The following is a 26,469-nucleotide window of genomic DNA, read 5'->3' on the forward strand; positions in this document are numbered from 1 at the left end:
GTGTTCCCGGCGACTGTGCGGAGGACGAACGTTACTATGGGCCATGGCGATTCCCGACCATCGTGGATCGGCGCTTCATGCTGCCGGACATGTGGCAAAATCGGTTGCGCGCCGGATCACATTCCCGAAGGTATAGTGTTCGTAATTCATCTTCCGTTCACTCTCGCGGCGCGGACTGTCCACCAGCGAAACCTAATGTCTCCTGCGACCGGGTGATGCCGTGATTGCGGTGCGCCATGATCTGATGCTGGAGGAATCCTGTGAAATTGAGTCGTTCCGGTGTTGCGGTGGCCTCGTTGATGGCCACATCCGCACTCATCCTGAGTGCGTGCAGTGACAACTCGGATAGGGGGGACAGCAGCGCCGCGCCTGCGTCGGCGGTGCCGGACATCCAGTGTGAGGGCAAGCAGAACCTGCAGGCCAGCGGTTCCACCGCCCAGGCCAACGCGATGACGATCTTCTCGACGTCGTTCGCCCAGACCTGTCCCGGCTTCGAACTCGCTTACGGCGGTGGCGGTTCCGGACAGGGCGTGTCGGACTTCGTGCAGAACCTGACCGACTTCGGCGGCTCGGACTCGCCGTTGGAAGGCGATGACGCCGCCGCCGCGCAGGAGCGCTGCAGCTCCGAGGCATGGAACCTGCCGCTGGTGTTCGGCCCGATCGCAGTGGCCTACAACGTCGAGGGCGTCGACGATCTGGCATTGTCCGGCCCGACCCTGGCCGCGATCTTCAGTGGTGAGATCACCAACTGGAACGACCCGGCCATCGCCGCCGAGAACGAAGGCGTCGAGCTGCCGGATCTGCCGATCAGCGTGATCTACCGCGCCGAGGAGTCGGGCACCACCGACAACTTCCAGAAGTACCTGACCGCCGCCGGCGGCTGGGACAAGGGTGACGGCAAGACCTTCAACGGCGGTGTCGGTGAGGGCAAGCAGGGCAACCCGGGCGTCGGCTCGGCGATCGGCCCGACCGCCGGCTCGATCGGCTACGTCGAGTGGGCGTACGCGCAGTCCAACGACCTGTCGATGGCCAAGGTCATCACCGAACAGGATCCGGAGGGCGTCGCGCTGACGGCCGAGTCCGGCGGTAAGACGATCGACGGCGCGACGCTGGCCAACGGCGACGAGAGCCACAACATGGTCATCGACACCTCGTCGTTCTACAAGCCGACCGAGTCGGGCGCATACCCGATCGTGCTGGCAACCTATGAGATGGTCTGCTCCGATTACGCTGACGATGCGACCGCGCAGGGCGTCAAGACCTTCCTGAAGGTCGCCTCGGCACCGCAGAACCAGGGTGCGGATCTGCAGGCCGCAGGCTACATCCCGCTGCCGCAGGAGTTCCAGACCAAGCTGCAGGGCTCGATTGAGGCCATTCAGTAACTGCGGCTCGAACTCGACCGAGAGAAGAGCGATTCACCATCATGTCAGTGGATGACACCACCGGTGTCGGCCGAGACCGGACGGGTAAACACTCGTCCGGCTCGGCGCCGGCACCCGAGCAAGATCCGAACCTCACCCCCGATGACGGCGACTTGGACGAACAGCTGCACCCGGGGCTGCGCAGCAGTCGCGGACAGGTGGGCGACCGCGTCTTCTCGTACCTGGCCCAGGGCACCGGCCTCCTGGTGATCATCCTGATCGCCGGGATCGGGATCTCGCTGCTGATCGATGCCATCCCGGCGATCGCCGCCAACAATGCGAATTTCCTCTTCTCCTCGGACTGGAACACCAGCGGTGCGGCCTTCGCCGACGGGACGGCGTCCTTCGGCGTCTGGGAACTCTTCCGCGCGACGGTGCTGTCGTCGTTCTTCGCGCTGTTTCTGGCCACACCGGTCGCGATCGGCATCGCCGTCTTTCTGGTCGAGTACGCCCCGAGGCAGATCTCCCGGCCTCTGGGCGCGGTCATCGACCTGCTGGCGGCGGTCCCGTCGATCATCTTCGGCCTGTGGGGTATCTACATCCTCGCCCCGGTGATCGCACCGTTCGCGGTGTGGCTCAACGACACCTTCGGCTGGTTCTTCCTCTTTTCGAGTGGGAAGACCTCCATCACCGGTGGCGGCACCATCTTCACGGCGGGCATCGTCCTGGCGATCATGATGCTGCCGATCATCACGTCCATCACCCGCGAGGTGCTGCGCCAGACCCCCTCCGGGCACAAAGAGGCTGCACAGGCACTCGGCGCCACCAAGTGGGAGGTCATCCGGCTGACCGCCTTCCCGTACAGCCGATCCGGCATGATCGCGGCCTCGATGCTGGCGCTCGGTCGCGCACTCGGCGAGACCATCGCGCTGATGATCATCCTGAGCGCGGCCGTCGGTCGACTGAACTGGTCGCTGTTCGAGGGCGGCGACACATTCGCCTCGAAGATCGCGCGCGACGTCGGCGAATTCGTCGGCAGTGAGTCGTCCGCCGGGGCCTACATCGCGGCCGGCCTCGTCCTCTTCGTCCTCACATTCGTCGTCAACGCGATCGCCCGTGTGATCGCAGGTGGAAAGGTGAACGGATGACCGTGACCGTCGATACGACACCCGGTGGGCCGGTCAAATCCGCACCGACCGCGTTCCGTGAGGTGTCGCGCAGCCGCAGGATGCGCAACGAAATGGCCCGCGGGATCTTCGCGCTGTGCTTCGTGCTCGGTGTCATCCCGCTGGTGTGGTTGCTGTGGACCGTCATCTCCAAGGGCGCGCCCGCACTGGGTGACCCGAACTGGTGGTTCGGCAACGCCTACGGCATCGACACCACCACCCAGTTCGGCGCCGGTATCGCCCAGGCGATCGTCGGCACGCTGATCCAGGCCCTGATCGCCACCGTGATCTCGGTGCCGATCGCAGTGATGACGGGCATCATGCTGGTGGAGTATCCGACCAGTCCGCTGGTCAAGCCGGTGAGCTTCATGGTCGACATCCTGGCCGGTGTGCCGTCCATCGTGGCGACCTTGTTCATCTTCACCGTCTTCGTGATCGGTCTGTCGATGGGCCAGAGCGCCTTCATGGTGAGTTTGGCGCTCATCCTGCTGATGATCCCCATCGTGGTGCGCTCCACCGAGGAGATGCTCAAGCTCGTGCCCGACGAGCTGCGCGAGGCGTCATATGCGCTCGGTATCTCCAAGTGGCGGACCATCGTGCGGGTCGTCGTCCCGACCGCCCTGTCGGGCATGCTGTCCGGCATCTTCCTCGCCATCGCCCGCATCATGGGCGAGACGGCCCCGGTGCTGATCTTGGCCGGCCCGGCGAGCTCCCAGGTACAGACGAACCCGTTCGAGGGTGGGATGAACTCGCTGCCGCTGTTCATCAAGGACATGTGGGCCGCGGCGCAGCCGGCATCGGACTTCTACTACTGGGGTGCTGCGCTCACGCTGATCATCATCATCGCGGTGCTCAACCTCATCGCCGCGATGACGGCCAAGTTCCTCGCCCCCAAGACCAAGTAACGGCCTCCGACCGCCGCCAGACAGCAAAGGCACCATCATGGCCAAGCGCCTCGACATCAAAGATCTGAATATCTATTACAGCAAGTTCCACGCCGTCAAGGACGTCACGCTGTCGGTCCCGCCGCGCAGCATCACCGCGTTCATCGGCCCGTCGGGCTGCGGCAAGTCGACGGTGCTGCGCACGCTCAACCGTATGCACGAGGAGATCCCGGGCGCCTACGCGGTCGGCAGCGTGCTGCTCGACGGCGAGGACATCTACGCCAAGGGCATCAACCCCACCGCGGTGCGCACCACCATCGGCATGGTCTTCCAGCGGCCCAACCCGTTCCCCACCATGTCGATTCGTGACAACGTGGTGGCCGGACTCAAGCTGCAGGGTGTGCGCAACAAGTCGCAGCTCAACGAGGTGTGCGAGCGCAGCCTGCGCGGCGCGAACCTCTGGGAAGAGGTCAAGGACCGGCTCGACAAGCCGGGTGGTGGCCTGTCCGGCGGCCAGCAGCAGCGTCTGTGTATCGCCCGCGCGATCGCGGTCTCCCCGGACGTGCTGCTGATGGACGAGCCGTGTTCGGCGCTCGACCCGATCTCGACGTTGGCCATCGAGGACCTGATGGGTGAGCTCAAAAAGGAGTACACCATCGTCATCGTCACCCACAACATGCAGCAGGCCGCGCGTGTGAGCGACCAGACGGCGTTCTTCAATCTCGAAGGTGTGGGGCAGCCCGGACAGCTGATCGAGATCAACGACACCGAGACGATGTTCTCGGCACCCACCAAGCGGGAGACCGAGGACTACATCTCCGGTCGCTTCGGCTGATCCGCCGAGGACCACTCGAAGGCTTCGCGCCGCGAACCCCACCGGGTCGCGGCGCGAAGTCATTTCTGTGTGGAGTCGTCCCTGCCCGAGGGGATCTGCCGGTCATCTACCGGGTTGGGGATCTACCGAGCTGCCGAGGTCACATACTGGCGATCAGCAGTACCAGCAGCGCGATCAGCGACAGGGTGACGCCACTGTAGGTGAGGATCTGCCGACGATGCGCCGCCGCTGCGTGATCGTCGTCGTCGGCGGCGTTGAAATCTGGTTCCACACGATGGTGTCGATCCATGTCGGACACCATAGCGTGCGTCGGGGCGGTCGACGAAATCCCAAGTCAGACATGGTGAGCGCCATCTCAGTGGGGTGGCGCAGGGGCCTGCCTCGCATCGGACGCCACTGACGACACACCCCGCAGACGACCGCACCGCCGGCCTCGTCACACGGGTCCGGCGGTGCGGTCGGGGTTGTGAACTGTTCCTTACGTTGTGAGTAAACGTGATCGAATGTGTGTTTTGCTGAGTGGGGTGAAGTTGGCTGAGTGGGCGCGGTCGCAGGGGGTGCATCCGCAGACTGCGTATCGGTGGTTTCGGGAGGATCGGATGCCGGTGTCTGCTCGTCGTCTGGAGTCGGGCACGATCTGGGTCGATGTTGCTGAGGTCGGTGGTGGTGGCCGGGTGGTGGTGTATGCGCGGGTGTGTTCCCATGATCAGCGCGCGGACTTGGATCGTCAGGTGGCCCGGCTCACCGAGTGGGCGACTGCGAATGGCCACGAGGTTGGTGAGGTGGTGTGTGAGGTCGGGTCGGGACTGCATGGGAAGCGTCCGAAACTGCGGCGGGTGTTGTCGGACCCGTCTGCCAGTGTGGTGGTTGTGGAGCATCGTGATCGTCTGGCGCGGTTCGGGGTGGAGTATCTCGAAGCGGCGTTGTCGGCGCAGGGGCGTCGGATCGTGGTGACTGATGAGGGTGAGACCGACGATGATCTGGTCCGCGACATGATCGAGGTGTTGACGTCGATGTGCGCGCGTTTGTATGGCCGTCGTGGTGCACGCAATCGGGCGATGCGCGCTGTCACCGCTACCAAACATGCCGAGACGACCGGGCTCGGCTGATGGCCCGGTTCGAGGTGCCCGCGGGTTGGACGGTCCAGGCGTACCGGTTCGCGCTCGATCCCACGCCTGCGCAGGTGCGGGCGTTCCGGTCTCATGCCGGGGGTGCACGATTTGCCCACAATGTGATGCTGGCGGTGGTGAAGGCGGTGATCGATCAACGGGCCGCGGAACGCTCGTACGGGATCGTCGAGGCTGAGTTGACGCCGCTACTGAATTGGTCGTTGGCTGGTTTACGTAAGCAGTGGAATGCGCGCAAGGACGAGGTCGCCCCGTGGTGGGGTGACAACTCGAAAGAGGCCTACAGCTCCGGACTCGACGCCTTGGCTCGGGGCTTGGACGCGTGGGGCAAGTCGCGTGCAGGCAAACGTGCGGGGAAACCGGTCGGGTTCCCGCGGTTCAAGTCCGCGCGGGCACGTAGGTCGGTGCGGTTCACGACCGGCACTATCCGGGTCGAGACCGACCGCCACCACATCACTCTGCCCAGGATCGGGCGGATCAAGACGCACGAGTCGACCCGAAAGTTGGCTCGCCGCATCGATAACGGGACAGCCCGGGTTCTCTCGGCCGCTCTGTCCGAAGACGCGTCAGGCCGCTGGCATGTGGCATTTCAGGTCGTCGTGCAGCGAGCAGTCGCGGTACCCGGCCATGTCGGTGCCCAGGCGCCGGTGGTGGGTGTTGATGTCGGGGTGAAGGCTGACAGTCTGCTGGTTGTGGCTACCCCGGACGGGCGTGAAGTGGCGCGGGTCGCGGCGCCGAAATCGTTGACCGCCGCCCAGCATCGGCTACGGGCGCTGCAGCGGCGCGCTGCCCGCCAGCGTGGCCGCTATGATTCGGCCACCCAGACTCGGCAGCAGCCGTCGAACCGGTGGCGCGTCACGCAGCAGCGGATCGGGCGTACCCACGCCCGCGCCGCAGCGGTACGCCGCGACGTCCTACACAAGGCCACCACCACACTCGCTCAGCACCATCAGGTGATCGTGGTGGAAACATTGAACGCGGCCGGGATGGGCTCGGCCGGGGGTTCGCGCAAACGTGGCCTGAATCGGGCGTTAGCTGATGCGTCGCTTGCCGAAATCCGGCGGCTGCTCGGCTACAAAACACGGTGGTACGGTTCGGTTCTCGTCGAGGCCGACCGTTGGTATCCGTCATCGAAAACATGCTCGGCCTGCCTGGCAGTGAAAACCAAACTGTCGCTGGCGGATCGGGTGTTCGTGTGTGACAACTGCGGCGTGCGGATCGATCGTGATCGCAACGCCGCGATCAACCTCGCCCGACTCGGCGACACCCGCACCCTGGGTGAACAGAGTCCCACCGAGAGTGGCTCGGTGGCAGGACGTGGAGCCAGCCAGGAGACCGACCCCGCGCAAGCGGGCGACGCAGGAGGCGATGAAACGTCAACCCCGCACAACACCACCAGTGTTGGTCAGACGGGGACCGCCTCACCGCAAGGCGAGGCTGCCTGATGACACCGCAGACACAGCAGCAATGCTCACGTTTGCTCACCAGAAGGCAACGGAGTGTCTCAGGAGACCTCTTGGAACTGCTCAGGCGTCTGCCCGGTCGCCTGGAAGACCACGCGGCGACCGATCAGCACCGCGTGATCGGCGAACCGCTCGTAGTAGCGGCCGAGCAGGGTGACGTCGACGGCTGCTGCCACACCGTGGCTCCACTCACGGTCCATCAGGACCGTGAACAGGTGCCGGTGCAGGTCGTCCATCGCATCGTCGTCCTCTTGGAGGCGGAGGGCATCCTGCGGGTTCTGCGAGTTCAGCACCTCACGGGCAGTGGTGGCCAGTTGGACGGCCAGGCGGCCCATCTCCGCGAAATAGCCGTTCACCTCTTCGGGCAGGGCCTTGGCCGGGTGGCGGCGGCGGGCCACCTTGGCCACATGCAGTGCCAGTGCGCCCATACGGTCGACATCGGCGACGATCTGGAACCCGCTGACGATGCCACGGAGATCGCCGGCCACCGGCGCCTGCAGGGCGAGTAGGGCGAACGCCTGCTCCTCGGCACGGGCCGACAGCTGATTCATCTTCTCGGTCTCGGAAAGGACCTCTTCGGCGACCGACAGGTCGGCTTGGAGAAGGGCCTGAGTGGCGCGGGCCATCGAGGAGCCGGCGAGTTCGCACATCTCGCCGAGGATGGTGTTGAGCGCATCGAGCTGCTCATGGTAGGCGGTACGCATGGTCACCACAATACGTGGCACATCCGTCCGACTGCGTACCCTGTGGATGAACGAGCCGTGAACGCCCGGTGCAAACTGTTCTGTTCGGTGCGTTCCCGCAGGTCAGCTGCAGGTCGTGTCGCCCGCGTTGGTCACCGCGAGATCGTTGGGCAGTCCCGACGAGTTCGAGGCAGGCGGCAGGTGGGGGACCGAGATGGTGCTGCCGACCGCGGCCGCAGACCCCACCGACCCGTCGTAGTCGGACCCGAGGATCACCTCTACTCCGGACTTCACCGTGCGGTCGAGCTGGATCGACGCACCTGGGAACATCGTGGCCACGGTGGCGGCGGAGTCCTGTTCACCGGCGCCGTACCGGATGACGGTGTCTTCGCGGTTCTCCGACGCATCGGCCACCCCGCGTACGTCGAAGCCCATCGACACGAGTTGATCGGAGGTGTCGCCGGCGGCCCCGGCCCGCCCGGTTCCGTTGAGTACCCGGACACCCACATTGCCGGGATTCTGCGCGGTCGCCGACAGCTGGGTCGGCGCCACCTCCGCCTCCGACGCCGTGCTGCTCGATGTCGTCGACGACGTCGCCGAACTGCTCGAGGAAGACGCCTGCTCCCTGGCCTGCTCACCGGGCAGCGGTGCATCGTCGATGATCGCGTTGAAGATCGCGTTGATGTCGTCGGTGCGCGGGATCTCGTTGTTCAGACCATCGGTGGTGGTACCCGAGGTGGGGATGGTCAGGAAGGTGACCCGTCCGGCTTCGATGCCCTGCATCGACTCGGCCAGATTCAGCAGCGACTGGGTGTCGACGCCGTCGACGAAGCTGTACTCGATGAACGTGTTGACGATGCTGTTGAGCTTGTTGGGACTCGACAGGACATTGCCCGACAGTGTCGACCGCAGCAGCGACGACATGAACAGCTGCTGCCGCTTGATGCGTCCGTAGTCGCCGTTGCCCTCCGACGCGATGTTGCGGGCGCGCACGTAGTTCAGCGCGCGGCGTCCGTTCAGTGTCTGGGTACCCGGCTTGCGCAGGACCTGGCCGAGTTCGTAGTCGTAGAGCGGGGTCGGGGAGCACACCTGAACGCCACCGACCGCGCGCACCACCTTTTCGAACCCGTAGAAGTCCATCGCGATGAATCGGTTGATGTTGAGGCCGCTCATCTGGGTGATGACGCTGACCAGGCACTTCGGCCCGCCATCGGCGTAGACGCCGTTCAGCTTGACCCCGTATGCGGCGGATAGGGGCTCGCCGTAGGTGCCGGTCTCGTTGTCCCACTGCTGACACTCGGGCCGGTCCACCTGCAGGTCGCGCGGAAACGACACGGCGACGACACGGCTGCGGTTGGCCGGGATGTTGACCAGGATGATGGTGTCGGAGCGGGCGCCGGCCGCGTCGTCGGTGGTACCGGCGCCGACCTTCGCGTTCTGCCCGGCGCGGGTGTCGGTGCCGACGATGAGATAGTTCTCGTCGCCGTACTGCGCCTCTTTGTTGCGGATGTTCGTGTCTTCGGGGTTGACCGCGTTGATGGTCTTCCAGTTGCCGTCCACCGATTGCAGATATCCCCAGACGAACCCGGTGCCCACCAGTGCCATCACGCAGGCGACGGCGACCAGGATGCGGCCGGTGACCGTGACGTTGTGGCCGAGGGTGGCTCGGTCGGTACGGGCGCCGGCGCCGGGGTGGCGCAGCGGGCGGGACCGCGGGGGAATGGTGTCGGAGAGGTCCGGGGTGGGCTGCAGGGGCCGCACCCGGCTGCCCTGGCCGCGCGACTCGGCGGTGACACGCTCGCGGGTGGCGTCGTCGGACAGGTCGACGCCGGCGTCGGACACCGTCTCCGGCGGCCGGACCATGGGGATCTTCTGGGTGACGTCGTTGGCGTTGGGGAAGCGTTCGAGGTCGTCGAACCGGTGTACCTCGGTCGGCGCCTCGTCGGCCGGCGGCTGCCTGCGCGGGCCGGCATCTTCGGCCGCTCCGGTGGCCTCGCCGCCGGCGTTCATCTGTTCCATCAGCTCACGCACGGTGAGCCGGGTGCGGCCACGCACGTAGCGGTCGGTGGCGCGCGGCTCATGGAGTGCGCCGTGGGCCGGGATGTCGTTGGCGGGCGCCTGCCCGAACATCTCCGAGAAGTCGTTGGAGGCTCCGGAGCGGCCCGCGCGACGACTCCGCCGGGGCGTGTTGCCCTCGTCGGCCGGTTCGTCCGGTCCCGATCGCCTACGACTCAACTCTGATTCCCCTCGACCCCGACGCGATGCGCCGGGTTGTCGGCTCTCGCGCACCACTTCTGGCGCACCATGACATGGCCCCGCGCACGCGGAACCTCCGCGTCATAGTACTGATTGCACCTGAGAAGATCTCTCAGCCACCGCGCGGACGTGCGCGCCGGTGGTCATCCGCCCGAGTGCATGACCTCGGCACCCTCGGGTACGACGTCCTCGTACGGATCGTCGAGCCATCCCTCCGGCAGCGCCACCTTCGCCGGCGAACCCTGCCGGCCTCGCGGTCCGTGGCCGTCCTCCGGGAACGGTGCATCGTCGGGCAGCGTCGCGACCAGTTCTCGCAGTTCGTCGAGGGTGCCGACGAGTGCGAGCCGGTTGCGCAGATCCGAGCCGGCCGGGAAGCCGCGCAGGTACCAGGCGACGTGCTTGCGGATCTCGCGCATGCCCTTGTTCTCGCCGTGGTGCGCGGCGAGGAGCTCGCCGTGGCGCACGATGATCTTCGACACCTCACCGAGGTCGGGTGCAGCGGGAGCGTCGAATCCGTTCAGCTCGGCGGCGAGTTCGGCGAACAGCCACGGTCGGCCGAGACAACCCCGTCCGATCACCACGCCGTCACAACCGGTGCGGCGCATCATGGCGACGGCGTCGGCGGGCTCGAAGATGTCGCCGTTGCCCAGTACCGGCACCTCGCTGACGTGCTCCTTGAGTCGCGCGATCTCGTCCCAGTTCGCGGTCCCCGAATAACGCTGGGATGCGGTGCGCGCATGCAGCGCGACGGCCTGTGCGCCTTCGGCGGCGGCGATGCGGCCGGCGTCCAGGTGGGTGTGGTGGTCGTCGTCGATGCCGATGCGGAATTTCACGGTCACCGGGATCGAGGTGCCTTCGGTGGCCTTCACCGCGGCCGCAACGATGCGCTCGAAAAGCTTGCGCTTGTAGGGAATTGCCGACCCGCCACCCTTACGGGTCACCTTCGGCACCGGACAGCCGAAGTTCATGTCGATGTGGTCGGCGAGATTCTCGTCGACGATCATCTTGGTGGCCGCGTAGGTGTTCTCGGGGTCGACGGTGTAGAGCTGCATCGATCGCGGATTCTCATCCGGACCGAAGGTCGTCATGTGCATGGTGACCGGATGCCGCTCGACGAGCGCGCGGGCGGTGACCATCTCGCAGACGTACAGGCCGGACACGGTGCCCGTGCGGGCGAGCTCGAGCTCGCGGCACAGGGTGCGGAAGGCGACGTTGGTGACGCCGGCCATCGGCGCGAGCACCACCGGACTGGCGAGTTCGATGGAGCCGATGCGCAGGGCAGGGTGGGGCGCGGGCAACGTCGAACCGGCGCCTTCGGTGTCCGAAGGCGCCGGTCGGCTGATCGTGGTGGTGCTCAGGATGCCTGCTGCTCCCGTTCCCGCTTCTTGGCCTCGCGGGCCAGCGAGCGGTCGCGCATCTCCTCGAACCGGATGGTGTCCTTCTCGAGCTGCTCGAGGAAGGCGCCGAGTTCCTCGCGGGTCTTCTCCCCCTCGGCGGTGAAGTCCTCGCGCTCGAAGACCTTCCACTTGCGCAGGACCGGCATGATGACCTCTTCGAGGTGCTGGCGCAGGTCGTAGATGCCGTGCTTGGCCATCAGCACGCCGTTGCGGCGGAAGTTCGGCATCCCGGCACCGGGCATCTGGAAATTGGTGACGATGTCGGTGACCGCGCGCAGCGTCTGGTCCGGGGAGATGTCCATGCCGGCGCCGCAGATGTTGCGGTAGAAGATCATGTGCAGGTTCTCGTCGGCGGCGATGCGCTGCAGCATCTTGTCGGCGATGGGGTCTGCGCAGGCCTTGCCGGTGTTGCGGTGGCTGACGCGGGTGGCCAGCTCCTGGAAGGTGACGTAGGCGACGGAATGTAGCAGTCCGACCTCCTCGCCCTTCTCCTTCATCTCCTCGGCGCGGTCGGCGGCGGCCAGCAGCGGATCGTAGCCGTTGGTCATGTGGATCATCCGGGCTTCCTCGAGGGCAACCGGGTCGACGCCACGGGTCACCACGAGGTAGTCGCGCATGACGATGCCGTGCCGGTTCTCCTCGGCGGTCCATCGGCCGACCCAGTGACCCCATGCGGAGTCCATCGAGAAGTTCTCGGCGATCACCCGGTGATACGAGGGGAGGTTGTCCTCGGTCAGCAGGTTGGTGACCATCGCGGCCTTGGCGACCTCGTCGAGCTGCGACTGCTCGGGGTCGTAGTCGACGCCACCGAGTGCTGCGAAGTTACGTCCCTCGTCCCACGGGACATAGTCGTGCGGATTCCAGTCCTTGGCGATCTTCAGGTGCCGGTTGACGTTCTCCTCGGCGACCGGCGACAGCTCCTTGAGCAGTTCAAGCTGGGTCAGCTCGCGTGCCATTCTTTCCTCCGAACGGTGTTGTCCGCATATCGTGTCTGGTGGTCTCGGCGCCCGACTGACACGGTGATCAGTCGTCCAGCGTACGTCACCGGGCCGGTCGACCCAAGTCCATACCTACGCAATCGTAACCGCGGCCACGCTTCGTTACGTCTGGCTCACGTGTCCTCGGTCACCTGCGATGACGTTGTCTGCGACGCCTCGTCGATGGTGCCCGATACCGGCTCGTGCCGGTACCGTTCGCAGTGAATTCACAGCCGATCGGGCGGATTCACCACCGGCCGGAGGATGGCGTCCACCGGCTTCTCACCGACCCCGACGCTCGGTGCAGTGCGGTTCAGGTGGGTCGGGCGAACATGGTCCCGATGCTCGCCCGCCATCGAGCCGCTTCGGCGTCAAGGGTACCGAGTTGCTCCGCTTTCTCACACCAGCTCGCCGCGGCCCGCCCGAATTCCATGGGGTTGTACACGTCTTCCTCGCAGCTCCACAGCCCCTCTCCGGCATAGGTGAGGATCGTGATGTTGGTGGCGGTGATGAGTGTGCCGTCGCCGGGATCCCGCATCGGATTGTCGACCTCGCAGATCACCCGGCCGGTCGGTGCGTCGACGACGTGCCACAGCGACGGGAACCCGGTCATGTGGCTGCCGGGAAATGCGGTCATCGTCTTCCAGATCCATGCCCGGATCTCCGCGCGACCGGACATGGTGCCCAGTGCGTGTTCGATGTACCGGGCGTCGGTGGTGAACATCTCGGCGAACCGGTCCCAGTCGCGCGACACCGCGATCTCGGCGACCGTCTGCTGGAATCCACGGAATGCGTCGTCGAGTTCGGCGTGGCTGAATGTGCTCATCGGGGTGCGACCCTACCCTGAACATGTTCTCGTTCGTGCCGCTTCGCCGGCGCCCGGCCACCTGAGCTGAACCGGCGCGGGTGGGTGGGGTGCTCAGGCATGATTGAGTGCGGCTCGCATATTCGGAGGGGGCCGGCCGGCGACGTCGCGATTCGGGCGCCACCAGGTGGGTGTGTAGGTAGATCGGTGGGAGCAGGTGGTGATCGCATGCAGCGGTTGAGTGGACTCGACGCGTCATTTCTGTACTTGGAGACAAGATCTCAGCTGATGCAAGTGATCGGGCTGATGGAGATCGACCCCTCCACTGTGCCCGGCGGCTACAGCTTCGAGAAGATGCGCGACGAACTCGAACGCCGGATTGCCGCGATGCCGACGTTCCGCCGCAAACTCGACAACTCGATGCTCAACATCGATCATCCGGTCTGGATCGAGGACGACCGGTTCGACATCGAACGACATGTGCATCGGGTCGCGGTGCCGGCGCCGGGTGGTGAACTCGAGGTGGCCGAACTGTGCGGCCATCTCGCCGGTCAGACCCTCGACCGCGGAAAGCCGCTGTGGGAACTCTGGATCATCGAAGGTCTGTCCGACGGGAAGATCGCGGCGATGCTCCGGATGCATCACGCCGGCACCGACGGGGTGACCAGCGCCGAGATGCTCGCCCAACTGTGCACGCTCACACCCGAATCGCCGGATCTCGATCACGACAAGGTGGAGGAGACGGCGGGCCCGTCATCGCGAACCTCGATGGCGGTGGGCGGTGCGGTCAACTTCTTTGTGCAGCGACCGATCGCGATGGCCAAGTTGGTGCCGGGCACCGTCAGCGTCCCGATCGGGTGGTTCCGCCGCAGTCGCTCGAAGTCGGCGATGCCCGCACCGTTTCAGGCACCGCGGACCCGCTTCAACAGCCCCATCACACCGCACCGGGCGATCGCCCTGACCCAGCTCTCACTCGGAGACGTGAAACGGGTGAAGAACCACTTCGGGGTGACGGTCAACGACGTGGTGCTCGCCATCACCGGCGGAGCGCTGCGCAGCTACCTGCTCGAACACGACGAGCTCCCCGAGCAACCGCTCATCGCGATGGTGCCGGTGTCGGTGCACGGTTCGGACGAGAGCTCCTTGGTCACCACCGGAACGAACAAGGTCACCGGCATGTTCACGCGGTTGCCGTCGGACCTGGCCGGCCCGGTCGAGCGGGTGGAGCGCGCCGCCGAACTCACCCGCACCTCCAAGGAACACCACGCCGAGATCGACGCGAACATGTTGCGGGGCTGGGCGCAGTTCGCGCCGGGCACCACGATGTCGACGTTGATGAAGTTCTACGGTGACCGCCACCTGGCGACCAGTCATCCGCCGATCTTCAACGTGCTCGTCTCCAATGTTCCCGGTCCCGACTTCCCGCTGTACTTCCTGGGTGCCCGGGTGACTTCGGTGTATCCGCTCGGGCCGATCTTCCATGGTCTCGGCCTCAACATCACCGTCTTCTCCGCCGACGGTCACCTCAACGTCGGCGTCGTCGCGTGTACCGATCAGACGCCCGATGTCTGGTCGATCGCGCATGCGTTCGACGAGGAACTCAAACAGCTCCTCGAAGTCTGCGACTGAGATCGGGTCGACGTCGGTGGGTGACGACGGTGGGGTGACATCACGGACGTCGGTTCAGAAACTCTCCAGCCACGTGCGCGCACCCGCGTCGCTCGGCGCCCGCCAGTCCCCGCGCGGCGACAGTGAACCACCCGAACCGACCTTCGGTCCGTTGGGCATCGCGCTGCGTTTGAACTGGCTGGTCATGAACCGCGTCAAGAACACCCGCAGCCAGCTGTCAATCGTCTCCGCGTCGTATTCGTTGCGCCGCTCGACCGCCATCAGCGCCGACCACGCGCCGCGGTCACGATCCCCCCACGCCTGCCCGGCGAGATACGCGATCTTGTCGGGTCGGTAGCCGAAGCGGGTGTGGTAGTACAGGAAGAAGTCGTGCAGCTCATAGGGGCCCACGGTGTCCTCGGTGCTCTGCATCCGCCCGTCGTCGTCGGCGGGCACCAGCTCCGGGGAGATCACGTCGTCGAGGATCTCGGTCAGTACCTCGGCCGTCTCGTCGGAGTACGCGCCGGTCGCGATCATCCACCGGATCAGATGCTGGATGAGTGTCTTGGGCACCGACGAGTTCACGTTGTAGTGCGACATCTGATCACCGACACCATAGGTGCACCACCCCAGCGCCAGCTCGGACAGGTCCCCGGTGCCCAGCACGAACGCGCCCTGATGGTTGGCCAACCGGAACAGATGCGACGTGCGTTCACCGGCCTGCACGTTCTCGAACGTCACGTCATAGACCTTCTCGCCACGTGCGTACGGGTGTCCGAGGTCGGCCAGCATCTGCTCACACGACGGTCGGATGTCGATCTCACTGCCGCTCACGCCGAGGGTGTCCATCAGCACGTGTGCGCGTCGCAGCGTGTCCGTACCGGTGGCGAAACCGGGCATCGTGTAAGCCAGGATGTTCTGTCGCGGCAGTCCGAGCCGGTCGAAGGTGTCCACCGCGACCAGCAACGCCAAGGTCGAGTCCAGCCCGCCGGAGACACCGATCACGATCTTCTCCATGCCGGTGGCGCGTAGCCGCGCCGCGAGGCCCTGCACCTGGATGTTGCCGACCTCGCGGCATCGGGCATCTCGGTCGGCGGAGTCGGCCGGCACGAACGGGAAGCGCGGCACCTCGCGGCGCAGGGTGTCGTCGGTGGACGTCGCCTGACCCAGGGTGAACCGGATTCGGCGCAGCGGTTTCAGATCGTCGGCGAAGTCGCCGACCTGGTCGCGCAGGCTGATCATCCGCATCCGCTCCTGCCGGAGGCGATCGAGGTCGATGTCGGCGGTGATGGTCTGCGGCTGCATCTCGAACAGGTCGGACCGGGCCAGCAGGGTGCCGTTCTCGGTGATCAGGGCGTCCCCGTCCCAGGCGAGGTCGGTGGTGGATTCGCCGAACCCGGCGGCCACATACACGTGGGCGGCGATGCATCGTGCGGAGTGACTGGTGCACAGAGCTTTTCGGTAGCTCTCTTTGCCGACGGTGACGGGGCTGCCAGAGAGGTTGACGAGGACCGTCGCACCCGCCATCGCGGCCCAGGTGCTCGGCGGGATGGGGACCCAGCCGTCCTCGCAGATCTCCACGTGCACACGGAAACCCTCGAGGTCGTCTGCCTCGAAGATCAGATCGGCACCGAACGGGACCTCGCGTCCGAGCACGGTGGCGGTGGTGACCGGTGCGTCGCGGGCGGCGGCGAAGAAGCGCTGCTCGTAGAACTCCCGATAGTTCGGCAGATACGACTTGGGTACCACACCCAGCACCTCGCCGTCGTGGATCACCGCGGCACAGTTGTACAGCCCGTCACCGACGCGCAAGGGCAAGCCCACGGCGACCACCGGTCGCAGACCCGCACTCGCCTCGACGATCGTCGCCAGACCCGTCAGACAGGCATCGATCACCGCATCCTGGTGGAACAGGTCGTCGATGCTGTAGCCGCACAAGCCCAGTTCGGGGAACACGACGAGCGACGCGCCATCGTCGGCGGCCGCGCGCAGTTGTTCGATGGTGCGTTCGGCGTTGGTGGCCGGGTCGGCGATCGAGACGAGCGGCACCGCTCCGGTCACCCTGGCGAATCCGTGGTCGTAGACAGACACCCTGCGAGCCTATCCCGAGGTGTGTGTGGCCAAACGTCGGTCAGTCGGTGTGCATCGATGTCGTGGCCGTGATGGTCGATGCCTCAGAGGCCCAGGTCCTTCGCGATGATCGTCTTCATCACCTCGTTGGTGCCGCCGTAGATGCGCGACACTCGGGTGTCGGCGTAGAGGCGGGCGATCGGGTATTCGAGGATGTAGCCGTATCCGCCGTGCAGCTGTAGGCATTTGTCGATGACCCGTCCGGCCGTCTCGGTGGCGAACAGTTTCACTCGCGCCGCGTCGGGCACCGACAGCTCACCCGCGTTGTGCAGCTCCAGGGCCCGATCGACGAACTGCCGGATCGCCTCCACGTCGGCGGAACACTCGGCCAACACGAACTTGGTGTTCTGAAATGACGCGACCGGTTTGCCGAAGACGTCGCGCTCCTTGGTGTAGGCCAGCGCGTGCTGCACGGCCGCGGCCGCGGTTGCGGATGCGCCGATGGCGATGGTCAGCCGTTCCTGCGCGAGATTGTGCGTGAGGTAGGAGAATCCGGCGCCTTCCTCGCCGAGCCGATCCTCGACGGGTACCCGCACCGAGTTGAACGACAGCTCCGCGGTGTCCGACGCCTTCAGCCCGATCTTCGCCAACTTGCGGCCCACCGAGTACCCCTCGGAGGTGGTGTCGACGACGAGGATGGAGAGTCCGGAGCGGCGGTTCTGCGCGTCGAACGGGGAGGTGCGGCAGACGACGAGGTCACGGTCGGCGAGGGCGCCGCCGGTGATGAACGTCTTCGCGCCGTCGAGGATGTAGTGGCTGCCGTCTTCGGACAGCTTGGCGGTGGTGGAGATGTTCGCGAGGTCCGAGCCGGTGCCCGGTTCGGTCATCGCGATGGCGAACATGATGTCGCCGGAACAGAATCCGGGCAACCAGCGCTGCTTCTGCTCCGCGGAACCGTATTCGATCAGGTAGGGCAGGATCAGGTTCGTGTGCACCGAGTAGCTGCCGAAGGTCACCCCCGCCGCCGACGTCTCCTCGGCGACCACCATCGAGTAGGTGAAATCCTTGATACCGCCACCCCCGAACTCCTCGGGGGCCTAGTAGGACTTTGTTAGGTTGGAAAGGTGTGGTGGCAGAGCGGGCAGGTGCCGATCCAATGGGCCAGTGCGCGTTGGATTTCGCGCAGTACGCCGTAGAGGGTCAGGCCTGCCCAGAGGCTTTTGGGTGGGTCAGCCGCAGGGTGGTCAGGAAGAGGTGGGCGGCGGTGACCAGTGTGGCGTGGTGGTGCCAGCCGAGCCAGGTGCGGCCTTCGAAGTGGTCGAGGCCGAGTCCGGTTTTGAGTTCGCGGTAGTCGTGTTCGATGCGCCAGCGGAGTTTGGCCAGGCGTACGAGGGTGCTGGCGGGTGTGTCGGGTGGCAGGGTGGACATCCAGTAGTCGGTGGGTTCCGCTTTGCCGCTGGGCCATTCGGCGATGAGCCAGAGTACGGGCAGACTGCCGTCGGCGGCTCGGGGGATATCGCGGTTGGCAGGTCGGATACGCAGGGTGACAAAGCGTGAGCGCATCACCGTGGCATGAGCAGTTGGGTCGGGGTTGGTGGGCTGGCGCCAGGTGATTTCGGTGGCCGCGGCACGGCCGGCGGCTATCACGAGTTCTTTGCAGGACGCCGGTGGGTCGGGGTATCGGGGTCCGGCCGGACGGCCTCGGCGGCCTGTGGGCGCCGTGGTGACCGGTACCGCATCGCCAGTATGGGCGGTGGTGGCGGATTTGACCGCCAGCACGTAGTCGATGCCGCGGTCGGTCAGGGCGCGCCGAAACTCGGTGGCGTCGCCGTAGCCGGCGTCACCGACGACCACCGGTGGGATGCGTCCCCAGTCGATGAGTTCATCGATCATCTCCACGGCCATCTCCCACTTGCGGCGGTGCTGCTCGGCCGACGGGATCGCGCAGCGGCGGCGTGCCTGGCTGATCGCTGCCCGACTGGAGTCATCGAGGTCCTCGCCGGTATCGTCCCAGCTCTCAGGTACGAATAGTCGCCAATCCAGCGGAGCTGAGGCAATGTCGGTCGCGGCGTGCACGCTGACGGCGATCTGGCAATTGCCGACCTTGCCGAGGGTGCCCGAGTATTGGCGAGCCACACACGCCGATGCCGGCCCGTCTTTGGCGAACCCGGTGTCATCAACAACCCACGCATCCGGGCTGATCAGATCGCACGCTTTGCGAGACAGTGTTCGCCGCACCGGACCCACATCCCACGGCGAGGTGGTGACGAACTGCTGTAGCCGTTGATGATCCACCCGCAATCGCTGCGCCATCGGCTGCATCGATTTGCGTCGACCATCGAGCATCACGCCACGTAGATACAAGCCCGCGACAGCCCGCCGATCCTTGCGGAGCAACGATGAGAACACTTGATCGACAAACGAATCCAGCTCCGTCTCGACCCGCCGCAACTCCCTGTCATCCACCTCACGATTATCCCAGCCGCACCAGCGAAATCCGTTGCGACACACCGACCTAACAAAGTCCTACTAGTGTCCCGCGTCGGAAATTCGTTGATGATTTCGACGCCCAGGCGGCGCCTCGCTTCGTTGGCGTTGTCGCAGGTACATCCAGTACCTGCTTCCTCCGCCGCCTCGCGATGCATCCACCTGGACCGCCGAACTCATGAAACGAATTTCCGACGCGGGACACTTGATCCCGAGCACGCCGAGGTCGCCGAGACGGTTGTAGAACCTGCGTGGGGGGTGTCCCTGTTCCTCCCAATCGGGGTACTGCGGCACCACCTCTTTGGCGATGAAGTCGCGCAGAGTCTTGCGGAATGACTCATGATCTTCGTTGAACACGGTGCGTTGCACGATGTTTCCCCTCAGTTCTCGCGATAGTCTCGGAGTAGGCCTTTGCTGATGATCTGCTTCTGGATCTCGCTGGTGCCCTCCCCGATGAGGAGGAACGGTGCCTCCCGCATGAGGCGTTCGATCTCGAAGTCCGTCGAGTAGCCGTAGCCGCCGTGGATGCGGAAGCTCGCCTGGGTCACCTCGGCGCAGTACTCGCTGCAGAGGTATTTGGCCATGCCGGCCGACACGTCGTTGCGGTCGCCGGAATCCTTGAGCCGGGCGGCATTCACCATCATCAGATGTGCGGCCTCGACCTTGGTGGCCATCTCGGCGAGGCTGAACGCGATCGCCTGGTGTTGCGCGATCGGCTTGCCGAAGGTGGACCGTTGCTGGGCGTAGCGAACGGCGAGTTCGAAGGCGCGCTGGGCGACTCCGCAGGCGCGTGCCGACACGTTGACCCGACCGACCTCGACGCCGTCCATCATGTGGGTGAAACCGCGGCCGGGCGTACCACCGAGGATGTCGCTCGCCGATGCCCGGTAGCCGTCGAAGATGAGTTCGGTGGTGTCGATGCCCTTGTACCCCATCTTGTCGATCTTGCGGGGAATGGTGACTCCGGGCAGCACCTCCCCGAACCCCGCGGGCTTCTCGACGAGGAAGGTGGTCAGGTTCTTGTGCGGTTTCTCGGCGCCCTCGTCGGTCCGGACCAACGCCGCCACCAGTGTGGAGCTCGCCCCGTTGGTGAGCCACATCTTCTGCCCGGTGATCGAGTACTCGTCGTCGCCGGAGCGTTTGGCGGTGGTGGTGATGGCGGCAACATCGGAGCCGAGTTCGGGTTCGGACATGGAGAACGCGCCGCGCACCTCGCCGGTCGCCATCCGCGGCAGGAAGCGTTGCCGCTGTTCGTCGGTGCCGTGCTGCCGGATCATGTAGGCGACGATGAAGTGGGTGTTGATCACGCCCGAGACGCTCATCCATCCGCGGGCGAGTTCCTCGACGCACAGCGCGTAGGTGAGCAGGGATTCACCCAGGCCGCCGTATTCCTCGGGAATCATCAGGCCGAACAGGCCCATCTCGGCCATTCCGTCGACGATCTCCTGCGGATAGGTGTCGCTGTGTTCGAGTTCCTGCGCCACCGGGATGACCTGTTTGTCCACGAACCGGCGCACATTCGCGACGATGTCGGACTGCACGTCGGTCAATCCGAGGGTCTGTGCGAGTCGGGCCATCGGGACCTCTTTCTCCGCTCGTTGGAGGCGTTCACTGCGCTGTGACAGCACTCTCAGCATGCCCGCTCGTGGTCCCGGGCGGAACGAGGACATCGGCTATCGGATGGTTAGCGGGAGCCAATGAGCCGTGGTCGTGGATCGGGCAGTCATAGGCGGGACCTATCCGACCCTGAGCGTGAAACGACTTGTGATCGTGCCGCACTCAGAGTGTATTCGAGATGGCGGAATGACCACGCGATGACGGCAGGCGGGCCACACGGGCCGCGCCGCCCGCCTCGTCAGCCAAGGAAGAAGGAGATCCATGCGTGATGCAGTGATCGTGGATGCCGTACGCAGCCCCATCGGGCGCCGTCGAGGAGCGTTGTCGGGGATACACCCGGCCGATCTGTCGGCTCATGTGCTCGAATCCCTGGTCGAGCGCACCGGTCTCGACCCGGCGTCGGTCGACGATGTGGTCTGGGGCTGTGTCAGTCAGACCTCCGAGCAGGCCGGCAATGTGGCCCGTACCGCGATCCTCGCGGCCGGGTGGCCGGAGTCGGTGCCTGGTACCACGGTGACCCGAGCGTGTGGTTCCAGCCAACAAGCGCTGAGCATGGCCGCCGCTGCGGTGGTGTCCGGGCAGCAGGACATCGTGGTGGCCGGTGGCGTGGAGTCGATGAGCCGCGTACCGATGGGCAGCGCCGCCCCGAACGGGGAGAGCCAGCCACCCACCGTCCTCGACCGTTACGGCGTCGATCGTTTCAGCCAGGGCATCGGGGCCGAGATGATGGCGCAGAAATGGTCGCTGAGCCGGACCACTCTCGACACGTTCTCTCTTCGCTCCCACGAACTGGCCGCGCAGGCAGCCGATGCCGGCGCCTTCGACGGTCAACTCGCACCCATCCCGGGTGTTCTCGAAGGGGATGAGGGCATTCGTCGTGGCGGCACGCTCGAGTCGATGGCGGCGCTCAAGCCCGCTTTCCGTGACGACGGTGTCATCCATGCCGGCAACGCCTCCCAGATCTCCGATGGCGCCGCGGCGCTGCTCGTCATGGGATCGGACACCGCAGCACAACACGGACTCACGCCGCTGGCCCGGGTACATACCGCGGTGGTGGCCGGTGATGATCCGGTCATCATGCTGACCGGTCCCATCGCAGCTACTGCCAAGGCGCTCGATCGATCCGGGCTGGCGATCGGCGACATCGGCGCGTTCGAGATCAACGAGGCCTTCGCGCCCGTCCCGCTCGCCTGGCAGATCGAGACCGGCGCCGACCCCGACCGGGTCAATCCGCTCGGCGGCGCCATCGCGGTGGGACACCCGCTCGGCGGCTCCGGTGCGATCCTGATGACACGACTGGTACATCACATGCGCGACAACGGTATTCGGTACGGGATGCAGTCGATGTGCGAGGCCGGCGGAATGGCCAACGCCACCATCGTCGAGCTGCTCTGACGTCCCACGCAGAGACCTCACCTCTCGCCGAAGACCTCGGGAGCGCGGAGGGTCTCTGCACACCGGTGAGGTCGCTGCGCCGACCCTGGACACACAAAACAGCCCTACCGGCTCGGAGTCGGGTCAGCGGGACCGTTGTGCCTGCTTGACGAGGTTGCCGCCGACGATCAGACGCTGGATCTCGCTGGTGCCCTCGTAGAGTCGCAGCAGTCGCACGTCGCGGTAGATGCGCTCCACCGGGACCTCGCGCATGTAACCGCTGCCGCCGTGAATCTGGACGGCGAGGTCGGCGACCTTACCCACCATCTCGGTGCAGAAGAGCTTTGTGGCAGATGGGGCGATGCGTCGATCGGTGTTGTCCACCCAGGCCCGGGCGGCGTCGCGCACCATCGCCCGGCCGGCCATCACCCCGGTCTGTTGGTCGGCGAGCATGGCCTGCACCAGCTGGAACGTGCCGATCGGCGCGCCGCCCTGCGTCGCGGTGGCGGCCCAGGCGACCGATTCGTCGAGAGCGCGCTGGGCGGTGCCGACCGACAACGCGGCAATATGTACGCGCCCGCGAGCCAAGGAGGTCATCGCGGCCCGATAGCCGACATCTTCGCTGCCGCCCACCAGGGCGCTGCCGGGCACCCGGACGTCGTCGAAGTGCACATCCGAGGTCCACGCACCCTCTTGTCCCATCTTGCGGTCCTTGCTGCCCACCGTCACGCCTGCGGTGTCGGCGGGAACCAGGAACACCGCGATGCCCGTGCCGTTCTCGTCCTTGGGGCGGGTGCGCGCGAACACCACGAACAGATCGGCGAGCGGTGCGTTGGTGATGAATCTCTTCTCACCGCTGATCACCCACTCCGCTCCATCGCGGACTGCCTTGGTGCGCAGGCCGGCCGGGTCGGAGCCGGCACCCGGTTCGGTCAGGGCGAATGACGCGACGACCTCGCCCGAGGCGATCTTCGCCAGCCAGGTGGACTTCTGTTCGTCGGTGCCGAACCCGACGAGGACCTGACCGGCGATCCCGTTGTTGGTCCCGAACATCGACCGCAGGGCCAGTGACGTGTAGCCGAACTCCATCGCGAGTTCGACATCCTGGGTGAGATCGAGTCCCAGTCCACCCCACTCCTGGGGGATGGCGTAGCCGAACAGCCCCATGTCTTTGGCCGTCGCGCGGATGTCCTCGGGGATCGCGTCGCCGTCGAGGATCTCCTGTTCCCGCGGAAGCACTTTCTCCCGGATGAATTCGCGTGTCGCCGCGAGAATGTCGGCGAAGTCGTCGTCGCTGACCTGCGGTTGGGTGCTGTTGCTCATGACACTGGTCATCCTCTCACTCTGACGGTTCGTACGTAGGCGGTCCACATCGAACTCCCTTTCGCACCCTTAGCTGCTTTGAATGGATCAACGAGCGTTCTCAGCGTCGGTGAGCGGTAGATTCCGACACATGGATTCTTCATCCCAGCTGCTCCTCGACGGACGGACCGCGGTCGTCACCGGCGCCGCTCAGGGGATCGGTTTCGAGATCGCTCGTTCATTTGCCGAGGCGGGGGCGCGCGTGGTGATCGGCGACCTCAACCCGGACGCCGTGACCGCGGCCGCCGAGAAACTCGGCGGTGCCCAGGTGGCGCGAGCGGTGCGGTGCGATGTCACCGTGGCGGCCGAGATGGACGCCCTGCTCGCCGATGCCGTCGACACCTTCGGCTCGCTCGACGTGATGGTGAACAACGCCGGCATCACGCGGGACGCGACCATGCGCACGATGACCGAGGAGGACTTCGATCTGGTGATCTCGGTTCACCTCAAGGGCACCTGGAACGGGACGCGCAAGGCGGCCGCCATCATGCGGGAGGCCAAACGCGGTGCGATCGTGAACATCTCGTCACTCTCGGGCAAGGTCGGCATGGTCGGGCAGACCAATTACTCGGCAGCCAAGGCCGGCATCGTCGGCATGACCAAGGCTGCGGCCAAGGAAATGGCGCACCACGGGGTACGCGTCAACGCCATCCAGCCCGGTCTCATTCGTTCGGCGATGACCGAGGCGATGCCGGCCAAGGCGTGGGATCAGAAGATGGCCGAGATCCCGATGCAACGGCCCGGCGAGGTCGACGAAGTCGCCTCCGTCGCCTTGTTCCTCGCATCCGACATGTCGTCGTACATGACCGGCACCGTGCTCGAGGTGACCGGCGGGCGGTTCATGTGACCGCCGCGGGCTCTACCATCCGACCGTTGACCACGAAAGGCGCCCAATGAGGGACATCGTCATCTGTGAACCCGTTCGCACCCCGATCGGGCGGTACGGCGGTATGTTCCGCGATGTCACTGCAGTCGAACTCGGGGTGACCGCGTTGCGTGGCATGCTCGAGCGGTCCGGCCTGGCGCCCGAGGCGGTGGAGGACGTGATCCTCGGACACTGCAACGGCAACAGCGAGGCCCCCGCCATCGGACGGGTCGTCGCGCTCGATGCGGGTCTACCGATCACCGTGGGTGGCATGCACATCGATCGACGTTGCGGGTCGGGGCTGCAAGCAGTGATCCAGGCCGGATTCCAGGTGGCAGGCGGCGACAACGACATCGTCGTCGCCGGGGGTACCGAGTCGATGAGCAACGCCTCGTTCTACTCGACCGACATGCGGTGGGGTGGTGCGCGGACCGGTATCACCATGCACGACAGTCTGGTTCGGGCGCGTTCTACCGCGGGTGGCCAACACTATCCGGTCCCCGGCGGGATGATCGAGACCGCGGAGAACCTGCGCAAGGAATACGAGATCGGTCGCGCCGAACAGGACGAGTTGGCAGTGGAATCGCATCTGCGCGCGGTGCGCGCGCAGAAGGACGGCATCCTCGCCGAGGAGATCATCCCGGTGACCGTCGCCGGGAAGGGTGGCGAACGCGTCATCGACACCGACGAGCATCCCCGGCCGGACGTGTCCGTGGATGCGCTGGCCAAGCTCAGGCCCATCATGGGTCAACAGGATCCCGATGCCACGGTGACCGCCGGCAACGCCAGCGGTCAGAATGATGCGGCCGCGATGTGCATCGTGACCACCCCCGACGTCGCCGAGCGGCACGGGTTGCGACCGCTGGTGCGGCTGGTGTCGTGGGCGGTGGCCGGCGTCCCGCCTCGCACCATGGGCATCGGCCCGGTGCCCGCCACCGAGAAGGCGCTGGCCAAGGCCGGTCTCTCGCTGGCCGACATCGACCTCATCGAACTCAACGAGGCGTTTGCCGCCCAGGCGCTGGCCGTCACCCGTGCATGGGGTTTCGGACGCTTCGGTTCCGGCGGCGACTTCGACCGCACGAATGTGCACGGATCGGGTATCTCTCTCGGACATCCGGTGGGTGCCACCGGGGTTCGGATGCTGGCGTCGCTCGCACGCGAGATGGACCGGCGGCAGGTGCGTTACGGCCTCGAGACGATGTGCATCGGCGGCGGACAGGGCCTCGCTGCGGTCTTCGAGCGCGTCTCCTAGCGACCACTCGACACGACAAGGCGGATCAGGTCCACGAACGCCCGACCGACCGGCGACAACGTGGCGGGGTCGAAGGCGATCGCGAACGGACGGACGAAGCGCGGTTCCACCGTCCGGACCACGGCGCGGTCGGCGGCGGCCTCGGCCATCGTCTTCTCCAGCATGGTTCCACCGATGCCGGCGAGCACCATGGGAAGTCGTTCCTCCCGATGCTCGGAGAGGACGGCCAGCGGCGGTCGGGAACCCGCGACCCGGATCGCCTCCTCGATCTCGTCGGCCACGGACTGCCCGCGCGGCACGAACACCATTGGTACCGCGGGCAACGCCTCCAGCGGGATCGGGCCGTCGGGCACCGGGGTCCCGGGTGGGTAGATGAGCAAGTACTCCTGCTCGCCCACGACGATGACCTCGAGGTCGTCGCCGGCGATCGGCAGATGGGCGACGGCGAACTCGCAGTGGCCGTCCTCGATGGCCGACGCAGCCTGGGTTTCGTCGCGGAGTTCGCCGAAACGAACCGTGACACCGGGAAACTCGGATCGGAATCGGACCAGTAGGTCGACGAGGGGGCCCGATGCCACCGACGGCACCGCGAGGATGTCGAGACGCCCGGTCAACTCGTCGGAGGACGCGGACAACAGATCTCCGACCGCGTCGACGTCGCGCACGATCTGTCGTGCCGGACCGACCATCGTGCGGCCGGCTGAGCTGAGCACCATGCCACGGCCGATCCGGTGAAAGAGCTGCACGCCCAGTTCGCGTTCCAAAGCGCGCAGTGCCTGCGAGACCGTCGGCTGGGCGACGCCGAGGGCACCTGCGGCACCCCCGATGCCCTCGTGTTCGACGACCGCGAGGAAGTACTCGATCTGGCGGAGTTCCACTG

22 protein-coding genes and 2 pseudogenes are annotated in these 26,469 nt (G+C 65.9%); 10 read left to right on the forward strand and 14 right to left on the reverse strand.

Translation table 11 applies throughout. The features are described 5' to 3' along the window. Nucleotides 1-157 precede the first annotated feature (157 nt). On the reverse strand, nucleotides 158-391 hold the full coding sequence (locus tag NWF22_RS16015) for a hypothetical protein (protein ID WP_202398940.1): 234 nt from the start codon (nucleotides 389-391) through the stop codon (nucleotides 158-160). On the opposite strand from NWF22_RS16015, the gene pstS reads away from it, so the two are divergent. The 4 genes from pstS to pstB are packed head-to-tail and all read left to right on the forward strand — an operon-like array spanning nucleotide 300 to nucleotide 4,246. After that, nucleotides 300-1,382, forward strand: a complete 1,083-nt coding sequence (pstS, locus tag NWF22_RS16020; RefSeq protein WP_202398888.1) for a phosphate ABC transporter substrate-binding protein PstS — start codon at nucleotides 300-302, stop codon at nucleotides 1,380-1,382. The genes NWF22_RS16015 and pstS overlap by 92 nt on opposite strands. Nucleotides 1,383-1,423: 41 nt before the next feature. Further along, nucleotides 1,424-2,509: a phosphate ABC transporter permease subunit PstC gene (gene pstC / locus NWF22_RS16025; protein ID WP_160903431.1), complete on the forward strand. Its 1,086-nt coding sequence runs from the start codon at nucleotides 1,424-1,426 to the stop codon at nucleotides 2,507-2,509. Further along, nucleotides 2,506-3,432, forward strand: coding sequence for a phosphate ABC transporter permease PstA (gene pstA / locus NWF22_RS16030; RefSeq protein WP_160903430.1), 927 nt, complete (start codon nucleotides 2,506-2,508; stop codon nucleotides 3,430-3,432). Before pstC ends, pstA begins: the two co-directional genes overlap by 4 nt. 37 nt (nucleotides 3,433-3,469) lie before the next feature. Further along, nucleotides 3,470-4,246 (forward strand): phosphate ABC transporter ATP-binding protein PstB, encoded by a 777-nt coding sequence (pstB, locus tag NWF22_RS16035; RefSeq protein WP_160903429.1) that lies wholly within the window; start codon nucleotides 3,470-3,472, stop codon nucleotides 4,244-4,246. A 139-nt stretch (nucleotides 4,247-4,385) separates the two neighbouring features. Here pstB and NWF22_RS16040 read toward each other — a convergent pair whose 3' ends face one another. Then, a complete protein-coding gene (locus NWF22_RS16040) occupies nucleotides 4,386-4,535 on the reverse strand; it encodes a hypothetical protein (RefSeq protein ID WP_202398887.1) in 150 nt (49 codons plus the stop codon). Between the two features lie 235 nt (nucleotides 4,536-4,770). Between NWF22_RS16040 and NWF22_RS16045 the strand changes: the two genes are divergently transcribed. Together NWF22_RS16045 and tnpB are read left to right on the forward strand one after the other, a co-directional pair. After that, the gene (locus NWF22_RS16045; RefSeq protein ID WP_160903428.1) at nucleotides 4,771-5,355 is read left to right on the forward strand and encodes an IS607 family transposase; all 585 of its coding nucleotides are present in this window, start codon (nucleotides 4,771-4,773) and stop codon (nucleotides 5,353-5,355) included. Next, entirely contained in the window at nucleotides 5,355-6,818 is a 1,464-nt protein-coding gene (tnpB, locus tag NWF22_RS16050) for an IS607 family element RNA-guided endonuclease TnpB (RefSeq protein ID WP_160903427.1), read from the forward strand. The genes NWF22_RS16045 and tnpB overlap by 1 nt, the downstream gene beginning before the upstream one ends. 59 nt (nucleotides 6,819-6,877) lie before the next feature. Here the strand turns inward: tnpB and phoU are convergent, their stop codons facing one another. From phoU to NWF22_RS16075, 5 genes are all read right to left on the reverse strand, one after another. Further along, complete coding sequence (gene phoU, locus NWF22_RS16055) at nucleotides 6,878-7,540, reverse strand: phosphate signaling complex protein PhoU (protein ID WP_160903426.1); 663 nt, start codon at nucleotides 7,538-7,540, stop codon at nucleotides 6,878-6,880. A gap of 102 nt (nucleotides 7,541-7,642) precedes the next feature. Next, entirely contained in the window at nucleotides 7,643-9,754 is a 2,112-nt protein-coding gene (locus NWF22_RS16060; RefSeq protein ID WP_202398885.1) for an LCP family protein, read from the reverse strand. A gap of 164 nt (nucleotides 9,755-9,918) precedes the next feature. Beyond that, entirely contained in the window at nucleotides 9,919-11,004 is a 1,086-nt protein-coding gene (dusB, locus tag NWF22_RS16065; RefSeq protein WP_233751641.1) for a tRNA dihydrouridine synthase DusB, read from the reverse strand. A 125-nt stretch (nucleotides 11,005-11,129) separates the two neighbouring features. Next, entirely contained in the window at nucleotides 11,130-12,128 is a 999-nt protein-coding gene (locus tag NWF22_RS16070; RefSeq protein WP_160903425.1) for an acyl-ACP desaturase, read from the reverse strand. Nucleotides 12,129-12,462: 334 nt separating this feature from the next. After that, nucleotides 12,463-12,975: a nuclear transport factor 2 family protein gene (locus NWF22_RS16075; RefSeq protein ID WP_160903424.1), complete on the reverse strand. Its 513-nt coding sequence runs from the start codon at nucleotides 12,973-12,975 to the stop codon at nucleotides 12,463-12,465. Between the two features lie 207 nt (nucleotides 12,976-13,182). On the opposite strand from NWF22_RS16075, the gene NWF22_RS16080 reads away from it, so the two are divergent. Continuing rightward, nucleotides 13,183-14,583 carry a WS/DGAT/MGAT family O-acyltransferase gene (locus tag NWF22_RS16080; protein ID WP_160903423.1) on the forward strand — a complete coding sequence of 467 codons (1,401 nt, stop codon included), beginning with the start codon at nucleotides 13,183-13,185 and terminating at the stop codon, nucleotides 14,581-14,583. Nucleotides 14,584-14,637: 54 nt separating this feature from the next. Here the strand turns inward: NWF22_RS16080 and NWF22_RS16085 are convergent, their stop codons facing one another. The 5 genes and pseudogenes from NWF22_RS16085 to NWF22_RS16105 form a co-directional block, all read right to left on the reverse strand. After that, nucleotides 14,638-16,653 (reverse strand): NAD(+) synthase, encoded by a 2,016-nt coding sequence (locus NWF22_RS16085; RefSeq protein ID WP_160903422.1) that lies wholly within the window; start codon nucleotides 16,651-16,653, stop codon nucleotides 14,638-14,640. An 83-nt stretch (nucleotides 16,654-16,736) separates the two neighbouring features. Next, nucleotides 16,737-17,729: pseudogene (locus tag NWF22_RS16090) on the reverse strand (acyl-CoA dehydrogenase family protein); the annotation flags it as partial. A gap of 103 nt (nucleotides 17,730-17,832) precedes the next feature. Continuing rightward, nucleotides 17,833-19,098: an IS701 family transposase gene (locus NWF22_RS16095; RefSeq protein WP_258321171.1), complete on the reverse strand. Its 1,266-nt coding sequence runs from the start codon at nucleotides 19,096-19,098 to the stop codon at nucleotides 17,833-17,835. A gap of 219 nt (nucleotides 19,099-19,317) precedes the next feature. Further along, nucleotides 19,318-19,488: pseudogene (locus NWF22_RS16100) on the reverse strand (acyl-CoA dehydrogenase family protein); the annotation flags it as partial. A gap of 11 nt (nucleotides 19,489-19,499) precedes the next feature. Next, the gene (locus NWF22_RS16105) at nucleotides 19,500-20,696 is read right to left on the reverse strand and encodes an acyl-CoA dehydrogenase family protein (protein WP_160904614.1); all 1,197 of its coding nucleotides are present in this window, start codon (nucleotides 20,694-20,696) and stop codon (nucleotides 19,500-19,502) included. 301 nt (nucleotides 20,697-20,997) lie between these two features. Here NWF22_RS16105 and NWF22_RS16110 point away from each other — a divergent pair, with 301 nt between their 5' ends. Beyond that, nucleotides 20,998-22,131: a thiolase family protein gene (locus NWF22_RS16110; protein WP_160904613.1), complete on the forward strand. Its 1,134-nt coding sequence runs from the start codon at nucleotides 20,998-21,000 to the stop codon at nucleotides 22,129-22,131. Between the two features lie 123 nt (nucleotides 22,132-22,254). Here NWF22_RS16110 and NWF22_RS16115 read toward each other — a convergent pair whose 3' ends face one another. Then, entirely contained in the window at nucleotides 22,255-23,445 is a 1,191-nt protein-coding gene (locus tag NWF22_RS16115; protein ID WP_160904612.1) for an acyl-CoA dehydrogenase family protein, read from the reverse strand. 118 nt (nucleotides 23,446-23,563) lie between these two features. Here NWF22_RS16115 and fabG point away from each other — a divergent pair, with 118 nt between their 5' ends. Together fabG and NWF22_RS16125 are read left to right on the forward strand one after the other, a co-directional pair. Further along, complete coding sequence (fabG, locus tag NWF22_RS16120) at nucleotides 23,564-24,319, forward strand: 3-oxoacyl-ACP reductase FabG (RefSeq protein ID WP_160904611.1); 756 nt, start codon at nucleotides 23,564-23,566, stop codon at nucleotides 24,317-24,319. Between the two features lie 46 nt (nucleotides 24,320-24,365). After that, complete coding sequence (locus NWF22_RS16125) at nucleotides 24,366-25,589, forward strand: acetyl-CoA C-acetyltransferase (protein ID WP_160904610.1); 1,224 nt, start codon at nucleotides 24,366-24,368, stop codon at nucleotides 25,587-25,589. On the opposite strand, the gene NWF22_RS16130 is transcribed toward NWF22_RS16125, so the two are convergent. Further along, nucleotides 25,586-26,467 (reverse strand): LysR family transcriptional regulator, encoded by an 882-nt coding sequence (locus NWF22_RS16130; protein WP_160904609.1) that lies wholly within the window; start codon nucleotides 26,465-26,467, stop codon nucleotides 25,586-25,588. The two genes, NWF22_RS16125 and NWF22_RS16130, sit on opposite strands and share 4 nt — an antisense overlap. Nucleotides 26,468-26,469: the final 2 nt, after the last annotated feature.

The sequence above is a fragment of the Gordonia mangrovi genome (assembly GCF_024734075.1).
Lineage (GTDB): Bacteria > Actinomycetota > Actinomycetes > Mycobacteriales > Mycobacteriaceae > Gordonia > Gordonia mangrovi.